Annotated in this window: 17 protein-coding genes; 12 read left to right on the top strand and 5 right to left on the bottom strand. The window is 62.2% G+C overall.

What is annotated here, in order from left to right:
• The 4 genes from VFW93_RS15250 to VFW93_RS15235 form a co-directional block, all read right to left on the bottom strand.
• Positions 1-1,800: Calx-beta domain-containing protein (locus tag VFW93_RS15250; RefSeq protein ID WP_329694819.1), on the bottom strand; the 1,800-nt coding region annotated here is incomplete at its 3' end.
• A 266-nt stretch (positions 1,801-2,066) separates the two neighbouring features.
• A complete protein-coding gene (locus tag VFW93_RS15245; RefSeq protein ID WP_329694818.1) occupies positions 2,067-5,645 on the bottom strand; it encodes a Calx-beta domain-containing protein in 3,579 nt (1,192 codons plus the stop codon).
• 152 nt (positions 5,646-5,797) lie between these two features.
• The gene (locus tag VFW93_RS15240) at positions 5,798-6,229 is read right to left on the bottom strand and encodes a DUF1841 family protein (protein WP_329694817.1); all 432 of its coding nucleotides are present in this window, start codon (positions 6,227-6,229) and stop codon (positions 5,798-5,800) included.
• Positions 6,230-6,235: 6 nt separating this feature from the next.
• The gene (locus VFW93_RS15235) at positions 6,236-6,589 is read right to left on the bottom strand and encodes an FKBP-type peptidyl-prolyl cis-trans isomerase (protein ID WP_290672446.1); all 354 of its coding nucleotides are present in this window, start codon (positions 6,587-6,589) and stop codon (positions 6,236-6,238) included.
• Between the two features lie 491 nt (positions 6,590-7,080).
• Here VFW93_RS15235 and VFW93_RS15230 point away from each other — a divergent pair, with 491 nt between their 5' ends.
• The 12 genes from VFW93_RS15230 to VFW93_RS15175 are packed head-to-tail and all read left to right on the top strand — an operon-like array spanning position 7,081 to position 20,274.
• The gene (locus VFW93_RS15230) at positions 7,081-8,259 is read left to right on the top strand and encodes a methyl-accepting chemotaxis protein (protein WP_329694816.1); all 1,179 of its coding nucleotides are present in this window, start codon (positions 7,081-7,083) and stop codon (positions 8,257-8,259) included.
• A 20-nt stretch (positions 8,260-8,279) separates the two neighbouring features.
• Positions 8,280-8,651, top strand: coding sequence for a response regulator (locus VFW93_RS15225; RefSeq protein ID WP_329694815.1), 372 nt, complete (start codon positions 8,280-8,282; stop codon positions 8,649-8,651).
• 10 nt (positions 8,652-8,661) lie between these two features.
• Positions 8,662-8,967, top strand: coding sequence for an STAS domain-containing protein (locus tag VFW93_RS15220; RefSeq protein ID WP_329694814.1), 306 nt, complete (start codon positions 8,662-8,664; stop codon positions 8,965-8,967).
• Complete coding sequence (locus VFW93_RS15215) at positions 8,964-11,192, top strand: chemotaxis protein CheA (protein WP_329694813.1); 2,229 nt, start codon at positions 8,964-8,966, stop codon at positions 11,190-11,192. Before VFW93_RS15220 ends, VFW93_RS15215 begins: the two co-directional genes overlap by 4 nt.
• Before the next feature lie 9 nt (positions 11,193-11,201).
• Entirely contained in the window at positions 11,202-13,421 is a 2,220-nt protein-coding gene (locus VFW93_RS15210) for a methyl-accepting chemotaxis protein (RefSeq protein ID WP_329694812.1), read from the top strand.
• An 11-nt stretch (positions 13,422-13,432) separates the two neighbouring features.
• Complete coding sequence (locus tag VFW93_RS15205) at positions 13,433-13,960, top strand: chemotaxis protein CheW (protein ID WP_329694811.1); 528 nt, start codon at positions 13,433-13,435, stop codon at positions 13,958-13,960.
• 38 nt (positions 13,961-13,998) lie between these two features.
• Positions 13,999-14,826: a CheR family methyltransferase gene (locus VFW93_RS15200; protein ID WP_329694810.1), complete on the top strand. Its 828-nt coding sequence runs from the start codon at positions 13,999-14,001 to the stop codon at positions 14,824-14,826.
• Positions 14,823-15,296 (top strand): chemotaxis protein CheD, encoded by a 474-nt coding sequence (locus tag VFW93_RS15195; protein WP_329694809.1) that lies wholly within the window; start codon positions 14,823-14,825, stop codon positions 15,294-15,296. Before VFW93_RS15200 ends, VFW93_RS15195 begins: the two co-directional genes overlap by 4 nt.
• Positions 15,293-16,363, top strand: a complete 1,071-nt coding sequence (locus tag VFW93_RS15190; RefSeq protein ID WP_329694808.1) for a chemotaxis response regulator protein-glutamate methylesterase — start codon at positions 15,293-15,295, stop codon at positions 16,361-16,363. The genes VFW93_RS15195 and VFW93_RS15190 overlap by 4 nt, the downstream gene beginning before the upstream one ends.
• Positions 16,364-16,399: 36 nt before the next feature.
• Positions 16,400-17,323 carry a histone deacetylase family protein gene (locus VFW93_RS15185; protein WP_329694807.1) on the top strand — a complete coding sequence of 308 codons (924 nt, stop codon included), beginning with the start codon at positions 16,400-16,402 and terminating at the stop codon, positions 17,321-17,323.
• Positions 17,324-17,336: 13 nt separating this feature from the next.
• Positions 17,337-20,027, top strand: coding sequence for a bifunctional acetate--CoA ligase family protein/GNAT family N-acetyltransferase (locus VFW93_RS15180; RefSeq protein ID WP_329694806.1), 2,691 nt, complete (start codon positions 17,337-17,339; stop codon positions 20,025-20,027).
• Positions 20,028-20,082: 55 nt separating this feature from the next.
• The gene (locus VFW93_RS15175; protein ID WP_329694805.1) at positions 20,083-20,274 is read left to right on the top strand and encodes an oxidoreductase-like domain-containing protein; all 192 of its coding nucleotides are present in this window, start codon (positions 20,083-20,085) and stop codon (positions 20,272-20,274) included.
• Positions 20,275-20,297: 23 nt separating this feature from the next.
• On the opposite strand, the gene VFW93_RS15170 is transcribed toward VFW93_RS15175, so the two are convergent.
• A complete protein-coding gene (locus VFW93_RS15170) occupies positions 20,298-20,885 on the bottom strand; it encodes a hypothetical protein (protein ID WP_329694804.1) in 588 nt (195 codons plus the stop codon).
• Between the last annotated feature and the right edge of the window lie 267 nt (positions 20,886-21,152).

The following is a 21,152-nucleotide window of genomic DNA, read 5'->3' as shown; positions in this document are numbered from 1 at the left end:
GTCGTGGATCGTCGTGGTTTGCGATGCCGTGGTGAGGACAGCACCGACCGGGTTGCTCAGCTCGACCTTGAAGTTCTCTGCGCCTTCGTAGGTACCGTCGTTGGTGATCGACACCGTGATGGTCTTGCTGACCTCATTGGGTGCGAAGGTCAAGGTGCCGGCCGTGGCCGTGAAGTCCTTGCCCAACTGCGCCGAGCCATCCACCGTGCCGTAGTTGACCGTCACCGGGGAGCTGCTTGGATTGCTCAGCGTCACCGTGTAGGTGATCGTGCCGGCTGCCTCGTTCACATCAGCCGGGCCGCTGATGCTCAGTGTGGGCTGACCGGTCGCATCGGTGATCGTGCCCGTGCCTTCAACAGGCGCGCTGTTGATCGGCGTGCTGGCCGTGACCTTGAAGGTCTCCGCCACTTCGGAGATGTTGTCCGCCAGCGTGGGCACGCGCACCACGATCTGGTCAGCCGGAGTGTTGGCCGGCACCGTGATCGTGGCGTTGCCTTGCGCATCCACCGTGATCGGGTTGAAGCTCTTGCCGCCGTCGAACGAGACTTGTGGGGCACCCGTGTCGGTGCCCGGTGTGGCGGTGCCATTGCCGAGCTTGAGCGTGATCGGGGTCGGTGTCGTGCTCGGGTGCGTCAGCGTCACCTGGAAGTCCAGGTTGCCGCCTTCTCCGATCGTCGGGCTGCTCACGCTGCCCACGGCTGGGCGGTCATCATCCGGCGTACCGCCGTTGGGCAGGCTTCCGGTGCCATCATCGTGGATGGTCGTGGTGACACGATCCACAGTGATCACCCCACCCACAGCCTTGCTGATGCTCACACCAAACGACTCGGCACCTTCGTAAGTCGCGTCATTTCGCAGTGGCACGACAATGGTCTTGGTCGTCTGGCCAGGCTCAAAGGTCAGTACGCCACTGGCGGCGTCATAGTCCTTGCCTGCCAGGGCTTGACCATCGCTTGTGGCGAAGTTCACCGTCACAGGGGTGGCAACAGGGTTGCTCAAAGTGACGGTGTACGTCACCGTGCCGGCAGCCTCGTTGACGTCCGCCGGGCCGCTGATACTCAAGGTCGCCTGTCCCGTGGCGTCAACGATTGTCCCTGTCCCTTCAACCTGGGCAGGCTGCCCAGGCATCGACGCCTGCACCTTGAAAGTCTCGTCGACCTCGGACAGGTTGTCAGGCAAAGTGGGCACGCGCACCACGATTTGATCAGCCCCGGTGCCTGCAGGCACGGTCACCGTCGCGGAACCATCCGCACCGACCGTCACCGGAACAAAAGACTTGCCACCATCAAACGACACCGAGGGCGTACCCGTATCGGAGCCGGGCAATGCCGTCCCATTGCCAAGCTTGAGTGTCACCTGAGTCTCGCTCTCGGCCGCACGCGTCAGTTTGATCTGGAAGTCCAGATTGCCACCCTCGGCGATCGTCGGGCTGCTCACGCTGCCAACGAAGGGGCGCTCATCTGGCGTCACCTCCGTGGCCGGGAAGTAGAGCTGTTTGGGCGACGAGAACGGAATGGGCGTCGCAGGTGGCACACGCTCAGTCCCGAAGTCGAACTCGAGCTGGCCCACCGACTCGTTCACGCGATCAACCCGCAGGCCCGGCTGCAAACCACCATCAGGACCACCGGTCAGGCCTGCTCCAGGCACCAGCTCAGCGTCTCGCCCTTCAATGCCCGCGATGACCTTGTCGGCATCTGCTGGCACCTTCACCAGAATCGGAGCGCCCTTGGTGGGTGAGATCTGAACGATGCCGTCCATCGTGGTGAGGATCTGTGCACCATGGCCGACCTTGTCTCCCACGCTCAGAGGCTTGAGAGAACCATTGGGCTTGCGAATGAAAGCGCTACCCCAAACAGCTGTCACAGTCCCAGAAGAAATCGCGAGAATCGGCATTTTTTCACCCACTTGTAATTACTTGTAGCTTAACAAGCGGGGGTCTTTTAACGGCCGACAGCGAGACGCATAACGCCCCACATACCCCCCTCGTTCAAAGGGGGTAAATCAGGGAAATAGGACGTAAATGCAAATACGATCGCTCAACCCATACTTAAGTATGGGAGGCCAGGTCAGGCGTGATCGACGAGCAACTTGCCCTGCTCCAGCATCCTGGCGATGACCTGCTGACTGGTTGCCATGGCATCCAGGCCCATGTCGCTGCGAAGGTTCACACCCTCCAGCACGATGCGCTGCGTTTCCGTGCCACTGGCCGGATCGCCGCTGGCAAAGTCACCCGTCGGAGAGACATGGATGACCGTATCGGCGCCGCTGGTATCGATGCCCAGGTAGTGGTCCAGATTGCCCGTGCCGCCCTGCGTGTTTTCGCCTTGCAGCAGGTCTCGCAGGTCAAGGGCATCACCCTGTTGCGCCACGGAGGCCACGTCAAAGTCCTTGACGGTGTCGATCGCAAGGTCGGCCGCCGCGGACGACGCGCCATGATCGCTGAAACGCCAGACAAAGACGTCGGATCCGGCATCGCCGTACATCACGTCGCTACCCTTCCCGCCGACCAGATGGTCGTCGCCCGCACCGCCGTGCAGTTCATCGTGGCCACCATTGCCGTAGATCAGGTCATTGCCGCCATCTGCGGACACGATATCCGCACCGTCACGCCCCATGATCTGGTCAGCGGTCGCGCCGCCAGTGAGTTGATCGGAGCCATCCGTCCCGACCTGCACCTGCGTGTGGTCGAGGCGAACATCCAGGGTCGATGACGCCAGCGAACCTTGCGTGGTCAGCAAGCTGAACAAGAAGGATTCCTGGACAAGGCCTGTCACAGGCGTGCTGGGCGCAGCATAGCTGTAGTCGCCAGTCTGCATGTCCATGATCAAGACGCCACCGAGTACCGTCGACAAACTCAGCACGGCATGAGCGGGATCGTAATCGTGCACCACGCCATCAACGGTGATGCTCGCCACATGCTGGAATGCCCCGCCCGGCAAGCCGATCGCACCTTGAGCCGACAGATTGCCTTCCACAAAATCATGCGTCGTGCCGTTGAGCACGCCATCAAGCTGGCTGAAAGCACTCACGACCACGCCACCGCCATCACTGCTGGCGTGACCGTCATAAGCCACGGGATCCAGATAGGTCTTGCTGACCTCGGTTCCCATGCCAATGGCATGGCTCTTGATTTGATTCGCATCGAGGAACTGGATCCAGTTGGCCTCCTCCGCGGCATCAATCCCATCGCCCTTGTTGGCCTGCGTCAAATTGCCACTCTGCCCATTGACGCCCGCCAGCGGAAATGCCGATGACAGCGTCGGGTTGCCATCCGACAGGAAATAGGCGACGTTCTGCGCGTTGCCCAGTTTGCCTTCAGTGGTCTGGAATGCAGCCTGAGCAGCAGTCAACGCATGGTCATAGTTGGTGGAACCATCGGCATGCAGGGCGGCCAGCAGGTCCTTGGCCTGTTGGGCCGTCATCCAGGCATCCCCTTGCACATGCGCTTCCGAAGCGAAAGTCACGACGCGCACCGCCACATCACCATATTGGTCGTAGCGATCAATCAGGTTGTCAATGGCCTTGATGGCTGCCTCCAGACGGGTCAGGCCATCAATGCCGCTGGGGGCATCCATGCTGCCCGAGGTATCCAGCATGATCAACAGATTGGTGTCCTGCGCAGACACTTGCGCATGGATCGGCTCCAGCACACCGGGGATGACGTCGTTGTCCGTGATGGCAGTCTGATTGGCATGCGTCTGGTTTGCGGTTTCACCGCTGACCACCGTGGCTTGCAGCTTGATGAACTCGATGTCCTCGGCGACCTTGTCGTCAACCGTGGCCACGCGTACCTGGATCAAGGTCTGCCCCTGCTCGAAGGTCACCTGACGATCGGCGGACAAGGGCTGCCATTGACCGTTCGCATCCAGCACCTCCAGTTGGGTCCCCGTGTCCACACCAAGGGTTGCGGATTCGTTCTCCGCCGTGGTGAGGTCATCGACACCGGAAGCCAGCGCCAGCTTCACCGTCACCGGGCCGGTCGCCTCATGGCTGAGCGTCACGTTGAAGACAACAGGTGCGCCCTCTTCCGCCGGCTCTCCACTTTGCACGAGCATGTAGGGCACATCGTTGTCAACGATGGCCGTCTGATTGGCGTGAGCCTGATTGACGGTATCGCCGCTGATCACCGTGGCTTGCAGCTTGATGAACTCGGTAGGCTCGAACTGTTGGTCATCCACCGTGGCCACGCGAACCAGAATCTGGGTCTGACCTGGCGCAAAGGTCAGATCGCCAGTGACCGGCTGCCACTGTCCTTGAGCATCCAGATACTCGAGCTTGTTGCCCGTATCGAAGCCCACCTTGGCGGACTCATCCTCGGGGGTTGTGGGATCATCCACACCGTCCATCAACGCCAGACGAACGACGACGGGCTTGTCACTGGCGCGAGTGAGCGTGAGGTTGAATTCGACTGGGCTGCCCTCGACGGCCGGCTCGCCGTTTTGCACCAGCATATAGGGGCGATCGTCGATTGACCCCGTACCAGACAAGGGCACGGCATCATCCGGCGTGGAGGCCAGCAGCTTGACGGTTTCAATCCCTTCCGGGGTATTGTCGGCCACCGTCGGCACCCGTACCACGATGGTTTCATCCACCGGGGTCAAGGCAGGCACCACCACGAAATGACGCCCTTGCGCATCGGTCTGCACGAGCAGGGGCAAGGGGCCATCGCCCAGGAAGACCTGCATGTCGCCCGTGTCAAAGCCCGGCGTGGCAGGACGCACGTCGCCCCCTGCCAGATCGAGGTAAACAATGGTATCGGTGGTGCTGGCGTGGCTGAGCTGGAGCACGAAGTCCAGCGAACCGCCTTCGACGATGGTGGCATCACTGACACTGATGACGTGCGGGCGATCGTCATCCGGCGTGCCACCTTGGGGTAGAGCACCCTCCCCGTTATCCTTGATCGTGCCGGTGCCCGTGCCAACCTGAATCGTCGCGTTGGCGGCATCCGAGAGCTTGACCGTGAACTGCTCGCTCCCCTCGTAGATCGCGTCGTTGATCAGGGGCACGCTGATCGTCTGCGAGGTCTGACCAGGCTGGAAGGTCACTGTACCGGTGCTGGCCTTGTAGTCGCCCGAGGCCACGGCCTGCCCATCGACGGTTGCAAAAGAAACGGTCACCACGCTGGTGGAGGGCTTGTCCAAGGTCACCGTGAAGATGGCCGTACCAGCGCCTTCGTTAACGATCACGTCATTGATGCTGATCTGAGGCGCAGGACCGTCATCCACTTGCACGCCACCACGTATGGCAGCAGGCGTGGCCACCACGGCAGCAGATCGATCACTGGAGCCAAAGTCGAACGACAGTTGCCCGACGGACTCGACCACACGGTCCACCCGCAGGCCAGGTTGCATGCCGCCATCAGCGCCACCCGTCAAACCGGCGGCAGGCGCCTGATCGGGATCTTGCGACTCGATGCCGGCGATGGCCTTGTCCACCGCGGCAGGTGCGGGCACGGCTTTCACCAGAACTGCGGGGCCCTTGACAGGAGAGATCTGGACCAGGCCATTGTCTTCGGTGATGATGCGCTCGCCGCCTGCCACTTTGTCCCCCACCTGCAGCGCACGCATGGTGCCGTCAGGCGAGCGGACATAGGCACTGCCCCAGATGGCAGTGACCTTACCGGCAGACATGGCGAGGATGGGCATGTGGCACTCTTTCAGGCGGAATTTGACACCTGAAGTGTAAGGCCCTGCAACCGCCGCCAATGCCTGTGGCATCCCCCGGCTTTGGAGGAGTTCGTCACACTTTGCTACAGCGAAGCGTGACGGAATTCACGGATTGACAAACGTCAAAACGATTAACGCGTTGCGCGCATCTGGAGCCTGTCGATGTAGGCATGCCCGTCAAATGGCGTACCGGCGCGTTGGGCCTCCCACACCATCTCGCCCAGGGCCTCCATGGCCACATGGTGAGCCTCATGCACGGAGTTGAGCTTGTGGGCCAGCAACTGCACCGCCTGCTTGACGCCGCGCGGCTGGTCGATGCTCACTTGCTCGGTGATCGACAGATGCATGGACAGGTGCAGGAAGGGGTTGGTGCGCCCCTCCTCCACCGTGTATTGGCGGGCAATGGCCGCCTCGACATCAGCCAGGTCCTGATGGTATTCGGGATGCTCGACGATCCAGTCAGCCGCCTGCGCCTCCAGCGGCGTCAAGGGCTGACCGGCCTGGTGCTTGGACCAGGCCTCGCAAAAGAACCGGCGCACCTGCTCCTGGCTGGGGGCAAACATGATGGATCAGACGCCCAGCAGTTCGACTTCAAACATCAGCGTGGCATTGGGCGGGATCACGCCACCAGCGCCACGTGCACCGTAACCCAGTTGAGGAGGGATCACGAGGATGCGCGTGCCGCCAATCTTCATGCCTTGAACGCCTTCGTCCCAGCCACGGATCACGTGACCTGCACCCAGGGGGAACTCGAAAGGATCGTTGCGGTCCTTGCTGGAATCGAACTTGGCGCCCTTGACGCCACCTTCATACAACCAGCCTGTGTAGTGAACGGTCACATAGGCACCAGCCTTGGCGACCTCGCCAGAGCCTTCAACGGTGTCTTCGTACTGGAGACCGGAAGTGGTGGTAACGACTGGCATGGCGGGTCCTTTCGCGAGTGTGGGGCGGCGCGCATCATGAAAAGGCACCGTCCGATAAATAAAAGAGGCCCGAGTCTAACCGCGCCGAAGCTCGGCAATGGTCATTCCGGCGCCCGCGCACCGCTTGGCGCCAACTGAACATCGACATGCCGTTCTTTGCATTCGGAAGCGCCGCGCCGTGCGCATCGGACACATCGCCACACTCGAACTGCCTCCGTCATCACTCATAAATGATCGAGTGGAAAAACACCAGGGCAAAGCATCGCCGGAAAACTTCGAACACGAGGCACCAAACCTTGCCAAGAAATCCACACGCGTTCCTCACACCCGCCGCCACATGACCCGATGCAGGGAATTTGTCGCACCTTTCGGGATCACAAACACCAGAGGCCAGCCGATAACGAGGCTGTTTAACCGCCTGACCAGCCCCCGTTCCAAGGGCCAGGCATGACACAGGTCTGGAACGATGCCGTCATCCACCAGATGTGTTCATGCCCAGCCAGTCAGACTCGCCCAGCCCAGCCGGCAGTTGCCCACCCGATGGCAAACGCCGTGACCGGTTCCTCATCGCTGCGGCCATCTCCATCTGCTTGCTGGCGTCGTTGCCGGCACTCCAGAACGTCAACGCACTCTCACTCATTTCGCCCTCCGCGATCGCCCTCCTCGTAGCATGGTGTTCCTGGCGCCTCACGCGGCCAGACCAGGATGAGGCAGCTGCGCATGACGGTGCCCACACCTCAAGCCGCACCATGGCGAAGCTGGCCCGCTTGCTCATCGGTGTGCTACCTGTGTGGCGCCAACAGGTGCAGTCAGCCAAGACCCAGATCGATGACGCGATGGCCGATCTGATCGTCAACTTCGCTTCCATCACCGAAGAATTCGAGGCCGCCGGATTCAAAGGCGCATCCAGTTCGGCCAACGACTTGAGCCACACCACGGCCTTGTTGACACTTTGCGAGCGAGACCTCCAACAGGTCATTGGCGTCATGAACGACATCACCAACAGCAAGGGTGAAATGAGCGCCAGCCTGACCGAGCTGTCTTCAGCCACCAGCGAACTGCAGGCCATGGTTCAAGGCGTCGCACAGATCGCCGCGCAAACCAATCTGCTGGCCATCAATGCCGCCATCGAAGCTGCACACGCTGGCGACAGCGGCCGAGGTTTCGCAACGATCGCCAAGGAGATACGCAGCCTCTCACAGTCATCTGCCGAGACGGCCAGCCAGATCACGGATCGCATCGCGCGCGTCACCACGATCATGACCAGCACCTCCGACGCAGCAACCAAAGCCACGACGCACGAATCGGCCGCCATCACGCAATCCAACAAGGTGGTCGGCGAAGTCCTGCAGCACATGCGACAGCTCAGCAGCGACTCGGAATCCATGCGCGAACGAGGCAATGTCATTCGGGGCAACATCGAGCAGCTCATCGTGAACCTCCAGTTTCACGACCGTGTGAGCCAGGTTATCTCGGTGGTGGATGGCGACATGACCAGACTGAGAGATTCGGTCGAGAGTGATTCGGCCATCCCTGATTCGGACGAATGGCTGCAGCAACTCAAAGGCCACTACACGATGAAGGAGCAGCGTCAGAACCATGCGCCTGCCACTGCTATCAACACCACTGCCGCTGCCAACGCGCCTGTTGCCAAGGCCGTCTTCTTCTAATTCAATCCGGGAAACACCACATGACCAAGACCGTACTTGTCGTTGATGACTCCAGCTCCCTGCGCGCGCTTGTGAAAATCGCGCTAACCCGTGCAGGCTACACCGTCATGGAAGGTTCTGATGGGCAGGAGGGCTTGAGCCAGCTGGATCGCGGCAGCAAAATCAACCTCATCATCAGCGATGTGAACATGCCCAACATGGATGGCATCACTTTCGTCCAGCGGGTCAAGCAACACCCCAAGCACAAGTTCATCCCCGTGATCATGCTCACCACGGAGGATGAACAGGCCAAGATGCAGCAGGCCAAAGCGGCTGGCGCCAGAGCATGGCTGACCAAGCCCTTCAACCCGCCCGAGCTGCTGGATGCGGTCTCCAAGCTGGCATCAGCGTGAGAGGGCCGCCATGTCACAAGCGTACTCACTCCCGGCCGAACTCACGATCTATACCATCGGCGAAACCCATGCCAGATGCCTGAGCTGGCTCGCGCAGGATGGGGCAGCAGACAAGTGCCTGCAAGTCGATGCGCGGGATGTGGCAGAGGTGGATGCAGCGGGCATCCAGCTGCTGATGTCCTTGTCCAACACGCTGGTCGCGGAAGAACGAGAACTCAAGCTGGTTGCCCCCAGCGAGCTTCTGTCTGCCGCCTGTCTCGCCCTGGGTGCAGACAGCCTGATCAGCCCCGACGACAGGAAAGGCCCATCCCAGTGAGCGAACGCAACACGGACGATGACATCGTCAACGAGATGATGCCGGCCTTCATCAACGAGGCCAACGAACAATGCGATGCCCTGGAGCAGTTGCTGCTGCAACTGGAAGATGCGCCAGAGGACCGAACCCTGCTGGACGCGCTCTTCAGATGCGCCCACACCATCAAGGGATCGGCCGGTGTGTTCGGTCTCGACCGGGTGGTCACCTTCACCCATCACGTCGAAGCCTTGCTGCAACTTGTCCGGGAAGGTCAGGTATCTCTGACGCCAGCTCTGAGCACCTTGCTGCTGCAGAGCAACGACGTCATTCGGACACTGGTCAACAGCGCTCTGGATGATCTGGACGAGGCGCCGAACGTCGTCCAGGCCCGCGACACCCTGGTGTCCAGGTTGAAGGCAGCCATGGGGGTGACTGACAACGGCCGTGTGACCTTGACAGCCGAGGACAAGGGGACTGCTGCGATTGCTGGCGAAGAGAGCCGCATCCGCAGATGGATGATTTCCATCAGATTTGATGCGGACACCTTCCGACATGGCATTGATCCACTGACGCTGCTGAACTACGTCCGCGGAATGGGGTGCATTCCAGCCATCAGCTGCGACATGCAGGCCATCCCGAAGCTGGACGCCTTCGACCCGGAGAGTTGCCATCTGGCCTTCCAGTTCAGCCTGGACACGGAGGCCACGCAGGAAGAAATCGAGCGCGCCTTCAAGTTCGTTCGTGAGGACAGCGAGCTGCACATCATCGAACCCGGTGCCAGCCCCAAGGATGTCATCGCGTTCATCGAGTCCATGCCTGACAACCCGCGTCTGGGCGAGATCCTGGTGGCCGCTGGCGCCATCACCAGAGCACAGCTGGTTCAAGGGCTCCACTCTCAGAGCGAGGCCGCCGAAGAAGCCGGCCAATCAGGCCCAGCCCCCCGCCTGGGAGAAGTCCTCCAATCCACCGCAGCTGTGAGCCCTACCGTGGTGGCAGCCGCTTTGCAAAAGCAACAGCGCCAGCGCGCGGCGCCAACCGGCAGCACTGGTGACGACAACACCTTCATCCGTGTTCACGCAGATCGCCTTGACGAGGTCATCAACCTGTTGGGCGAGCTCGTCATCGCCGGCGCAGGCGCCTCCATGCTGGCGCGCCAGACTCAGCAACGCAATCTGATGGAGGCCAATCAGCAGGTCTCCAGGCTGATCGAAAGCATACGCAACAGCACCTTGAAACTGCGCATGGTGCCCATCGGTGAAACCTTTGCGCGCTTCAGGCGTGTTGTCAGAGACACCGCTGCAGAGCTCGGCAAGGAGGTCGCGCTGGAGATCGTCGGCGGCGAAACCGAGCTGGACAAGGCGATGGTGGAGCGCATAGCCGACCCCCTGATGCACCTGGTTCGCAACGCCCTGGACCACGGTCTTGAGACTCCGGAGCAACGGCTGGCGGCCGGCAAATCACGCCAGGGCACGCTCACGCTGAATGCCTGTCACGAGGCTGGTGGCATCCTGATCCGCATCATTGACGACGGACGCGGCATCCAGCGCGACAAGATACTGGCCCGTGCTTGGGAGCGCGGCCTGCTGGATGAAGGCGTGGTGCCGCCTGATGAAGACATCCTCAACCTGATCTTTGCACCTGGCTTCTCCACGGCGGAGACCGTCACCAACCTGAGCGGTCGGGGCGTGGGCATGGACGTCGTGCGCAGCAATGTGGAAGCACTGCGCGGCTCGGTGACCATCACCAGCGAAGTCGGCAAGGGCTCCTGCATGGAGATCCGCCTGCCCCTGACGCTGGCCATCATTGACGGCTTCCTCGTCAGTGTGGGGTCGTCCAAATTCATCCTGCCACTCGAATCGGTCGTCGAGGTGATATCCGATCGCGAGACCGCCACCGCTGTCGACAGTCGTGGTCGCTGTTGCGTCGAGTTGCGCGGCGAGGTGCTGCCCGTTGTCGACCTTCGCACGCTGTACGCACTGGATTCCCAACCGCCAGAACGCAGCAGCGTCGTGGTCGTGCGCGCTGGCTCACGCCGCTATGGCGTGCTCGTCGACAGCCTGCTTGGGCAGCACCAGACCGTCATCAAACCACTGGGCCTGATGCTGCGCAGCCTGCGCGGCGTTTCCGGTTCTTCCATCCTGGGCAGTGGCGAAGTTGCCCTGATTTTCGATACCGCGTCGCTTGGCCAACTCGCTGCGCAATCGCGTCCAACGTCCGGCACGGCCGTGACCAACCCTCACCTGTAGGAGTTCAACATGAATCAACACAATCCCTCGTGGTTGGCACAACTGCTGGTCGGCTCCGAGATCCGTCAGCAACAGGACCGCGTCGCCGAGCACGAACGCGCCCGCGCAGAAGCCGAGTCCGCCCTCTCGCTGCAGAAGAAGGCGCTGGCAGAGGCTGAAGCGGCCAAGGCCGAACTCCAAAGCAAGCTGTCCGAAGTTCAGACCGAACTCAAGGTGCGCACGGACATCATGAATGTCACCAGCATCGTGTCGGAGTCCGACAAGAAGGGTGACATCCTCAACATCAATGAGAAGTTCATCGAGGTTTCCAAATACAGTCGCGACGAACTGATCGGCCAACCCCACAACACCACACGTCACCCGGACATGCCCAAGGAGACGTTCAAGAAGCTGTGGGCCACGATCGGTCGCGGAGAGATGTTCCGTGGCGTCATCAAGAACCGCGCCAAGGACGGCACGCCCTACTACGTCGATGCGGTCATTGCGCCCATCATGGGCGACAACGGCAAGCCCATGAAGTACCTGGGGGTGCGTTATGACATCACCGAAGCGGAGATCGAGCGTCAGAACGCCAAGGGCATTCTGGCCGCGATTGACGCCGTATCGGCCTATGTCGAGTTCGACCTGAGTGGCAACGTTCTGGCCGCCAACCCGATCTTCCTGAGCCTCATGGGCTATCGAACTGATGAAGTAGTGGGCAAGCACCACCGGATGTTCGTCGATGCCAAGTACGCCAATGAGCCCGCCTATCAGGAATTCTGGCGAGACCTGGCTGCCGGCAAGGCCCACCAGGATGTGTTCAAGCGTGTCACCAAGAACGGGCAGGAAGTGTGGATTCGAGGAGTGTACGCCCCACTGCGCGACGAGATGGGCCGCGTCACCAGGGTCATCAAGATTGCTTCGGACGTCACGGCGGAAGTTCAGGCCAACAACATGCTGAGGCTGTCCGTGGAGCAGGCGCAGGAAGTGACCACCGCGGCCATGCGCGGTGACTTGTCTTGCCGCATCCCGCTGGAAGGCAAGAGCGGCCCGGTCAAAGACCTCTGCGAAGGCGTCAATGCGTTGCTGGACACCACGTCGGTGATCTTCAACGACATCGGCCGCGTGCTGGGCGGCATGTCGGCCGGTGATCTGTCCCAGCGCATTGACCATGACTATGAAGGCACCTTTGCCGAGGTCAAGAACGACGCCAACACGGCCAGCGACAAACTCATGGCCATCATCGAAGACGTGGGCCGCATGTTCTCGGCCATGGCGGACGGCGACCTGAGCCAGCGCATCACACGAGAGGCAGAAGGCGTGTTTGACCAGGTCAAACAGGACGCCAACTCCGGAACCGAGAAGCTGGCCACGGTCATCGACGAGGTCCGCGCGGCCGCCAATGCGCTGACCGGTGCTGCGGGGCAAGTGAGCGCCACGGCGCAATCGCTGTCCCAATCGGCGAGCGAACAGGCCAGCTCGGTCACAGAGACCACGGCGTCGATCGAGCTGATGTCGGCATCGATCGCTCAGAACAGCGACAACGCGCGCATCACCGACGTGATGGCCACCAAAGCCAGCAAGGAGGCTGGTGAAGGTGGCGCCGCCGTGACGCAGACCGTGACCGCCATGAAGCAGATCGCACAGAAGATCACCATCATCGACGACATCGCCTATCAGACCAATCTGCTGGCCTTGAACGCCGCCATCGAAGCCGCCCGAGCCGGCGAACACGGCAAGGGCTTTGCGGTGGTGGCCGACGAGGTGCGCAAGCTGGCGGAGCGCAGCCAGGAGGCTGCCAAGGAAATCGGCGATCTGGCCAGCAACAGCGTCTCCACGGCCGAGCGCGCCGGCAAGCTGCTGGACGAAATCGTGCCGTCCATCCAGAAGACGTCCGAGCTGGTTCAGGAGATCGCCGCCTCTTCGCAAGAGCAGAGTCAGTCGGTCATGCAGATTGGCGGCGCCATGGGCCAACTCAACAACACGACTCAGATGAACGCGTCTGCGTCCGAAGAGCTGGCTGCGACATCGGAAGAGCTGTCGGGGCAAGCAGAACAACTGCTGCAATCGGTGGCCTTCTTTGATCTGGGCGCCGACGACGCGCCCGTGCGCCGCGGCAAGAGCGAGGTAGACATGACGATCGACCGCCGTGCGCCGAACTCGCCCATGCGCTCGCTGAACAAGCCTGCAGCCACCAGCACGAGGCCGATGGCTGCAACCGGCACCCGCGGCAACTTCAGACCTTACTGAGGACGGCCATCATGAGCGAACAACTGACCGTTGAGCACACCTCGACCACGGTACGAACCGTACCGGCACAGTTCCTCACTTTCTGGCTGGGCGAAGAGCTGCTCGGCATGGACATCCGGACCGTGCGTGAAATCATCCAGTGCGGGCCGATGGCCACCGTACCCCTGATGCCCCAGTTCCTGAGGGGCATCATCAACCTGCGCGGTTCGGTCGTGCCCGTGATCGATCTGAACGCGCGTTTCGGTCGTCCTGCGTCCGAGGTCAGCAAGAAAAGCTGTGTCGTGATCTTCGATGCCAAGCGCGGTGGCGAGCGCACGGAACTCGGCCTGCTCGTCGATGCCGTCAGCGAGGTGCTCAAGATCGCGCCAGATCAGATCGAGTCGCCTCCGGACTTCGGTACATCCGTGCGCCGCGACTTCATCATGGGCATTGGCAAGGTCGGCAAGCGCTTCGTCGTGCTGCTGGATCCTGACCGCGCACTGGATGTACAGGAGATGGCACAACTCTGCGATGACGCCCAGGCCGCGCTCACTGTGTGAGCAAGCAGCCTGTCAGAAAAAAGAATCCCGGATAGACCATGAAGACGCTCGGCGACATCACCTATCGAAACATCGCGTCGCTGATGCATGCCACGGTGGGCCTGTCCTTCACGGACACCAAGAAGGCCCTGGTCGCGTCGAGGCTCTCGATGCGCCTGCAACAACTGGGCATGAAGAGCTTCGATGAGTATTACGCCTTGATCCAGTCCGGACCTTCTGAAGAGGAGTTCCAGGTCGCGGTGGATCTGTTGACCACCAATGAAACCTACTTCTTTCGAGAGGCACGGCACTTCGACGTGCTGGCGCAGGAACTGTGTCAGACCCGGCCTCAACGATTGAAGGTCTGGAGTGCGGCCTCGTCATATGGGGACGAAGCCTACAGCACGGCCATGCTGCTGTCCGATCTGCAGCGCCAGGGCTGCGTCGGGCCTGACTGGTCGATTCTGGGCACAGACATCAGTGACCGCGTTTTGCAAGGTGCCGTTGACGCCATCTATCCCGAAACGCGCCTGAGGGAGGTGTCACAGGAGCGGCGCAAACGCTACTGCCTGCGCGGAGAAGGCGAGTCTGAAGGCCTGGTTCAGATGAACGCCAACCTCCGATCACGCGTGAGATTCGGCCAGTTGAACCTGTGTCAGGAGATCGAGAACATCGGGCCTTTTGATGTCATCTTCCTGCGCAACGTCCTCATCTACTTCGACCCACCGACCAAGCGGGAAGTGATCGAACGTGTGTTGAGCCAGTTGCGCGTCGGCGGGCTGTTTTTCATCGGCATGGCCGAAGGGCGGGTTCAATGCGACACCCCCTTGCAGGCACTGGAGCCTGGCGCGTTCCGCAAACTCCCGATGGCAGGCACAACACAATGAGCAGGTCAAGCCAGATCTACAAGCTGCTGCCCGGCGACGTGGCCATCGGCGAGCGCGGTGACCAACTGGAAACCTTGCTGGGCTCGTGCGTGTCCATCGTGCTGACCGACCCCAGACGCACACTGGGCGCCATGTGCCACATCGTGCACTCGAGCCAGGACATCCATCACCGGGAGGCCACCACATCGGACGCCGCCACCGCACTGAAGACCATGGTCAACCTGCTCCAGGCCAGGGGGCTCTCCGCCAACCTTTGCGACGCCTACGTTTTCGGTGGCGGCAACATGTTTCCCGACCTCGTGGAAGGCACCAGTGTGGGTGACCTCAATGCCCAATGGGCCCTGGACGCCCTGACGTCCATGGGTGTGCGGATCTTGTCCGTGGATGTCGGCGGCAACGTCTACCGACAACTGCGCTGGACAGTTGGCGTTGACGCCCCTCAGATCAACGCCGTATCGGTTTGCGCATGAACACCAGACAAGCGATCAAGGTCTACGTCGTGGACGACTCGGCCATCGTCAGGCAGACCCTCGCGATGGTTCTCCAGGGTGATCCCGATCTGACCTTGATGGGCAGCGCCCCCAACCCGCTGATTGCCGAGCCCATCATTCGACAGACTCGCCCCGATGTGCTGCTGCTGGACATCGAGATGCCCGGCATGGACGGCCTGACCTTTCTGAGACAGATCATGGCCGAGCACCCCATCCCGACCGTGATCTGCTCGACCTTGACCGAGCACGGCAGCAAGATCGCGCTGGACGCCCTCGCGGCAGGGGCCATTGCGGTCGTGGCCAAGCCGCGTCTGGGGCTCAAACAGTTTCTGGAGAGCTCGCGGCACGAGTTGCTGCAAACTTTGAAGGCAGCCGCCCGCGCGAGGCCCCGCCCCTTACCCCCGAACGGCTGTCTGCCCCAGCTTCAGGCCGCCAAGGCTGCCCCCCCGGTCGCGGGCATCCATGCCCTGGCGATGAACAAGCCCGTCGTGCTGGGCGCCTCCACGGGTGGCACCCAAGCCATAGAAGCCGTGCTGATGGCCCTGCCGCGTGATTGCCCGGGCATCGTGATCGTTCAGCACATGCCCGAGCGCTTCACCGCCATGTACGCGCAACGGCTGGACGCCATGTGCGCCATCGATGTGAGGGAAGCCAAAGATGGCGACCGCGTCGAGCGTGGTCTGGCCTTGATCGCCCCCGGGGGCAAGCACCTGCAACTGCGCAAGGCCGGCGGCCAGTACTGGGCGGTGGTTGCCGATGGCCCACCCGTCAACAGGCACAAGCCGTCGGTGGATGTCCTCTTTCAATCAGCAGCTGAATGTGCTGGCAAGGACGCCTTGGCCATCATCCTCACGGGGATGGGCAATGACGGTGCACGCGGCATGAAACTGCTTCACGACCGGGGCGCACGCACCATTGCGCAGGACGAAGCATCCTGCATCGTCTTTGGCATGCCCATGGAGGCGATCCAGCTCAAGGCTGTGGACGACGTCCTGCCCTTGTCTTCGGTGGCCAACGCCATCCTGCAATTCGACCGACGCGCCTGACCGGGCGTGCGACACTGCAGCAGAAGAGGAGATCTGATGCTGGCAGCCTACATCACCCACTCTGATTGCGCACGTCATGACATGGGCCCGCAACACCCGGAATGCCCCCAGCGCCTGGGCGCCATCCGGGACCAGTTGCTGATCAAAGGCATTCTGGATCACATGGTCCCCTACGACGCGCCCCTGGCCACGCCTGAACAACTGGGCCGAGCCCACTCTGCCTTGCATGTGCAGGAGCTCATGGCCAGATCGCCCGCCGAAGGCATCGTGCAGGTAGATCCGGACACCAGCATGGGCCCTCACACCATGCGAGCAGCCCTTCGCGCGGCAGGCGCCGTCGTGCAGGCCACCGATCTGATACTGGCGGGAGAGGTCAGCACCGCCTTCTGTGCGGTGCGTCCCCCAGGCCATCACGCGGCGCGATCGGCCGCCATGGGGTTCTGCTTCTTCAACAACGTGGCCGTGGGCATCCGGCATGCGTTGGACGTTCATGGCCTGGAGCGCGTTGCGCTGATCGACTTCGACGTCCACCATGGCAATGGCAGCGAGGACATCTTCCGTGGCGACCAGCGCGTGCTGATGTGCTCCATCTTTGAAAAGGGGCTCTACCCGTTCAATGGCGAGGAAGCCGTCGGGCCCAATATGGTGAATGTGGGCCTGCCCACGCGCTCGGGCCGCGACGCTTTCCGTGCAGCAGTCACGCAGCAATGGTTGCCTGCACTGGCCGCATTTCGGCCTCAGTTGATCTATGTCTCGGCAGGATTTGACGCTCACCGCGAAGATGACATGGGCAACCTCGGCCTGGTCGAGGCAGACTATGAGTGGGTCACGGCACAGTTGATGGACGTCGCGGATCGCCACTGCCAGGGCCGCGTCATCTCCTGCCTGGAAGGTGGCTACGTGCTCAGTCCGCTGGGCCGATCGGTTGCCGCCCACATCAAGGCCCTGATCCGGGCCTGAGAAAGCACCTCACATGGACGCGCACTACCTCACCCCCTTGTTTGCGCCCAAGGCCATCGTGGTCTTCGCGGACGCCTCACGCCCCGATGCGGCAGTCAGCAGCCATGCAGCCACCTTGCTGCAGGCACTCAAGGCGCAAAGATTCAATGGCACGCTGCAGTTTGTCAGCACCCAGACCAGTGGCACGCTGGCCGACCTCATGGAGATCAAGGCCGATCTGGCCATCATCGCGCTGCCACCTGCCGAGGTGCCCGCGGCGATCGAGCTGGCGGCACGCATGGCCTGTCAGGCCGTGATGGTGCTGTCAAACGGTGTGGACAGCGATCTGGCTGCCGAGTGGCACAAGCAAGCCCGCCGGGAAGGCATTTACCTGCTGGGGCCCAATTGCCAGGGCTACCAACGTCCTTCTCTGGGCCTCAACGCCAGCACCCTGGGCCCGCTGGCCGAGCCTGGCCCTCTGGCGCTGATATCCCAATCCGGCCCGCTCACGGCATCCATGCTGGACTGGGCCGCCAGGAATGCGGTGTCGTTTTCATCCGTGGTGTCCTTGGGCCCCTATGCCAGCGTCGGCCTGGCCGAGGCGCTGGACTTCCTGGCCAACGACCCGCAGACACAGAGCATCCTGATCTACATGGAAGGTATCTGGGACGCACGCCGCTTCATGAGCACCTTGCGCTCCGCTGCCAATGCCAAGCCCGTGATCGTGTTGAAGGCCGGCCGACACTCCGCCGGGCAGGCCGCGGCACGCACGCACAGTTCGGCCATGGTGGGTGACGACGAGGTATTCGACGCGGCCTTGCGACGCGCAGGCGCCGTGCGGGTGAAGTCCTTTGACGAGATGTTCTCGGCTGCCAAATGCCTGGCCTCTCGTTTTCGCCCCGTGGGCAAACGCCTGGCCATCATCACCAATGGTGGTGGGCCCGGCGTGCTGGCTGCCGATCGCATCCACGACATCGATCTGGCGCTGGGCCATCTGTCCAGCGACGCGGCGGCGGCACTCAAAGCCGCGCTCCCGCCCACCGCGTCCCTCGTCGATCTGGTCAACCTGTCCGAAGACGCCACGCCGGCGCACTTCAAGGCGGCGCTCGAATCCACCAATCGCGACAGCAGCATCGATGGTCTGCTGGTGATCTATTCGCCCAAAGCGGGCACCTCGCCCCTGGCTTTCGCGCAAGCTGTGGCCTCATGCAAGCCCGGCATGTCCAAACCGCTGCTCACCTGCTGGATGGGTGACGACTCCGTGGCCGATGCCCGCGTCGCCCTCAATGACGCCAACATCCCCACCTACCGGACGCCCGAATCGGCCGTGGGCGCCTTTGGCTACCTCAGCTCCTTCTATCAGAACCAGCAGTTGCTGCAGCAGACGCCGCCGCCCTTGTCCACCCTGGCCAAGCCGGACATCGAAGGCGCCCGGCTGGTGATCGAGTGCGTGCTGGCCGAGCGCCGCAAGGTTCTCACCGAGATGGAGTCCAAAAGCCTGCTGTCGGCTTTCCACATTCCCGTGACCGAGACCATCGTGGCGCGCAGTGCGCACGAAGCCATGATGATCGCCACCCAGCTGGGCTTCCCGGTTGCCTTGAAGATCGACTCGCCCGACATCTCCCACAAGTCTGACGTGCAGGGTGTTGCGCTCAACATCACCAATGGTGCCGGCGTGCGCGACGCCTACAACGACATGATCGAACGGGTCAAACGACTGAGCCCGAACGCCCGCATCAACGGCGTGACCGTACAGCAAATGGCCCGCGCCCGCACCGGCCGTGAGATCTACATCGGCGTGGTCACCGATGACGCCTTCGGGCCTGTGATTGCGTTTGGCGCTGGCGGCACCATGATCGAACTGATCAACGACCGCGCGATGGAGCTGCCGCCGCTCAACCAGTATCTGGCCCATCGCCTGATCGAGCGCTCGCGCGTGGCCGGTACCCTGGGCGAATGGCGTGGCCTGCAGGCCGTGGACTTGGACGCCGTGGAGCGTGTGCTGCTGCGCGTCTCGGAAATGGTGTGCGAGCTGCCGCAATTGCGCGAGATGGACATCAACCCGCTGATCATCGATGAAGACGGTGCCATCGCCGTGGATGCACGTATCGTCATCGACAGCGGACCGCACGTCATCGGCGGGCGCGCCGGGGCGTACAGCCACCTGCCCATCCTGCCCTACCCTGCCCGATTCGAGCAGGTCTGGCCATTGCGCGATGGTGGCGAGTACACGGTACGCCCCATCCACACCGAAGATGCGCAGATGCTGCAGGAGCTGGTGCAAAGCCTGTCCTCCGAAAGCCGCTACTTCCGGTTCGTGTCCAGCATGACCGAGTTGCCGCCCACCATGCTGGCCAAGCTCACCCTGATCGACTACGACCGGGAAATGGCGCTGGTGGCGGTCTACAAGGAGCGCCAGGCGCAGGAGAATGGCGAAATCGTGGAACGCGAGCGCATCATTGGTGTGTCCCGCTACATCACCAACCCGGACCAGACCAGTTGCGAGTTCTCGCTGGTGGTCGCCGACGCCTTCAGCGGCAAGGGCCTGGGATCGCGTCTGATGGAAAGCATCATGGAAGTGGCCCGCGAGCGGGGCCTGACCGAAATCATTGGCCTGGTCCTGACCAACAACGACGGCATGCTGCGGCTGATGCGGGGCCTGGGCTTCACGATCAAGCCCTATCCGGACGACCCGGATTTCAGGCTGGTGACGCACACTTTGTGAGCCAATTCAGCAGGTTGAGGCGAGCCTGGCAACGCGAGTGCGAGAAAATGGCGTCATGACCAACGCGACCGATTCATCCATCGACCCCATGCCTCAACCGCCGGAGGCACCCGACATCAACGACTGCTGCGGCAATGGTTGTGACCCCTGCATATTTGATCGCCACGACATGGCCATGGACGAGTACCGCCAGGCCTTGCGCGCCTGGCAGGCCCGTCAACAGACGGCTTCAGGTAGCGCCGGCTGAACCTTGCTTGGCCCCTACCGGCATCAACCCTCTTCAGGAAAGCCTTGCGCCAGGCTGGCGCTCAATCGCTCTGCTGCAGCCTGGATGTCAGCAGCCCTGCGCTGCATCAACAGGCACATCTCATGAAGCAGTTGCCGGGGTGTCGCCTCGGCCACGGCTTGCCCCACGACCCAGCATGCCAGCGCCGCCTCGTCACGCCCCAGCGCTCGGGCTGTCTCTCGCTGCCAGTCACTGCCGTATAGCAAGCGCGCGGCATCCCTGAAGGCCGAACGCGCGCCGTTCTCAGTCTGGTCGTGGGCGACCTCGCTCGAATTGAGATCGGCCGTCACGGCGGTAGCAAGTGATGCTGTGCCCCCCTCCTCCTGCATCGCTTCGGCCAGTCGCGAGATCTCCGGCAGCACTGACCGGACCAACTCGGCACCACTCAAGGGCACCCACCAGCAGCGCAGATCACGACGCCATCGCGCTTGCGGCACCCAACGCAACATGCGTTGCATGGCCTCGTTGTAACCGGCCTTGATGAGCACGGCCTCGTCCGTCACCTGCACCCAGGGATTGGTGGGAAAAGGTTGGGCGGCCAATACCGCACGGGCTTCGTCATCACTGCGCATGCCTGGATACTAGGCTGCGAGCCCACAAGGCGCACAGCACGCAGGCTTGCCCGACCAGATTACCCCGGTTCGATCCGCGCAGCCTGAACGGAAGCGGCACCATGGTACTCGGCCATCGGGCTTTTCCCCTGCACAAAGCGGCGACTTCGTCCAACATGTCGCCATGGACAAGCCCCTCCAACGTGCCAGCAGCCCCTCGGCTGAAGACTACCTGCGTCTGTTCGACCGATGGCACACCATGCTGCGTGAAGACATCGGCCCTCGGGA

The sequence above is a fragment of the Aquabacterium sp. genome (genome assembly GCF_036279675.1).
Taxonomy (GTDB): domain Bacteria; phylum Pseudomonadota; class Gammaproteobacteria; order Burkholderiales; family Burkholderiaceae_C; genus Aquabacterium.
Note: the sequence above shows the minus strand (reverse complement) of the source record. Positions and strands in the feature narration are given on the sequence as shown.

Bases quoted from the DNA above. Each gene is read 5' to 3' on its own strand.
- VFW93_RS15185 (WP_329694807.1), top strand. From the start codon at position 16,400: ATGCTGGCAGCCTACATCACCCACTCTGATTGCGCACGTCATGACATG.
- VFW93_RS15195 (WP_329694809.1), top strand. From the start codon at position 14,823: ATGAGCAGGTCAAGCCAGATCTACAAGCTGCTGCCCGGCGACGTGGCC.
- VFW93_RS15175 (WP_329694805.1), top strand. From the start codon at position 20,083: ATGACCAACGCGACCGATTCATCCATCGACCCCATGCCTCAACCGCCG.
- VFW93_RS15200 (WP_329694810.1), top strand. From the start codon at position 13,999: ATGAAGACGCTCGGCGACATCACCTATCGAAACATCGCGTCGCTGATG.
- VFW93_RS15240 (WP_329694817.1), bottom strand. From the start codon at position 6,229: ATGTTTGCCCCCAGCCAGGAGCAGGTGCGCCGGTTCTTTTGCGAGGCC.
- VFW93_RS15230 (WP_329694816.1), top strand. From the start codon at position 7,081: ATGCCCAGCCAGTCAGACTCGCCCAGCCCAGCCGGCAGTTGCCCACCC.
- VFW93_RS15220 (WP_329694814.1), top strand. From the start codon at position 8,662: ATGTCACAAGCGTACTCACTCCCGGCCGAACTCACGATCTATACCATC.
- VFW93_RS15205 (WP_329694811.1), top strand. From the start codon at position 13,433: ATGAGCGAACAACTGACCGTTGAGCACACCTCGACCACGGTACGAACC.
- VFW93_RS15225 (WP_329694815.1), top strand. From the start codon at position 8,280: ATGACCAAGACCGTACTTGTCGTTGATGACTCCAGCTCCCTGCGCGCG.
- VFW93_RS15170 (WP_329694804.1), bottom strand. From the start codon at position 20,885: ATGCGCAGTGATGACGAAGCCCGTGCGGTATTGGCCGCCCAACCTTTT.
- VFW93_RS15245 (WP_329694818.1), bottom strand. From the start codon at position 5,645: ATGCCCATCCTCGCCATGTCTGCCGGTAAGGTCACTGCCATCTGGGGC.
- VFW93_RS15180 (WP_329694806.1), top strand. From the start codon at position 17,337: ATGGACGCGCACTACCTCACCCCCTTGTTTGCGCCCAAGGCCATCGTG.
- VFW93_RS15235 (WP_290672446.1), bottom strand. From the start codon at position 6,589: ATGCCAGTCGTTACCACCACTTCCGGTCTCCAGTACGAAGACACCGTT.
- VFW93_RS15190 (WP_329694808.1), top strand. From the start codon at position 15,293: ATGAACACCAGACAAGCGATCAAGGTCTACGTCGTGGACGACTCGGCC.
- VFW93_RS15210 (WP_329694812.1), top strand. From the start codon at position 11,202: ATGAATCAACACAATCCCTCGTGGTTGGCACAACTGCTGGTCGGCTCC.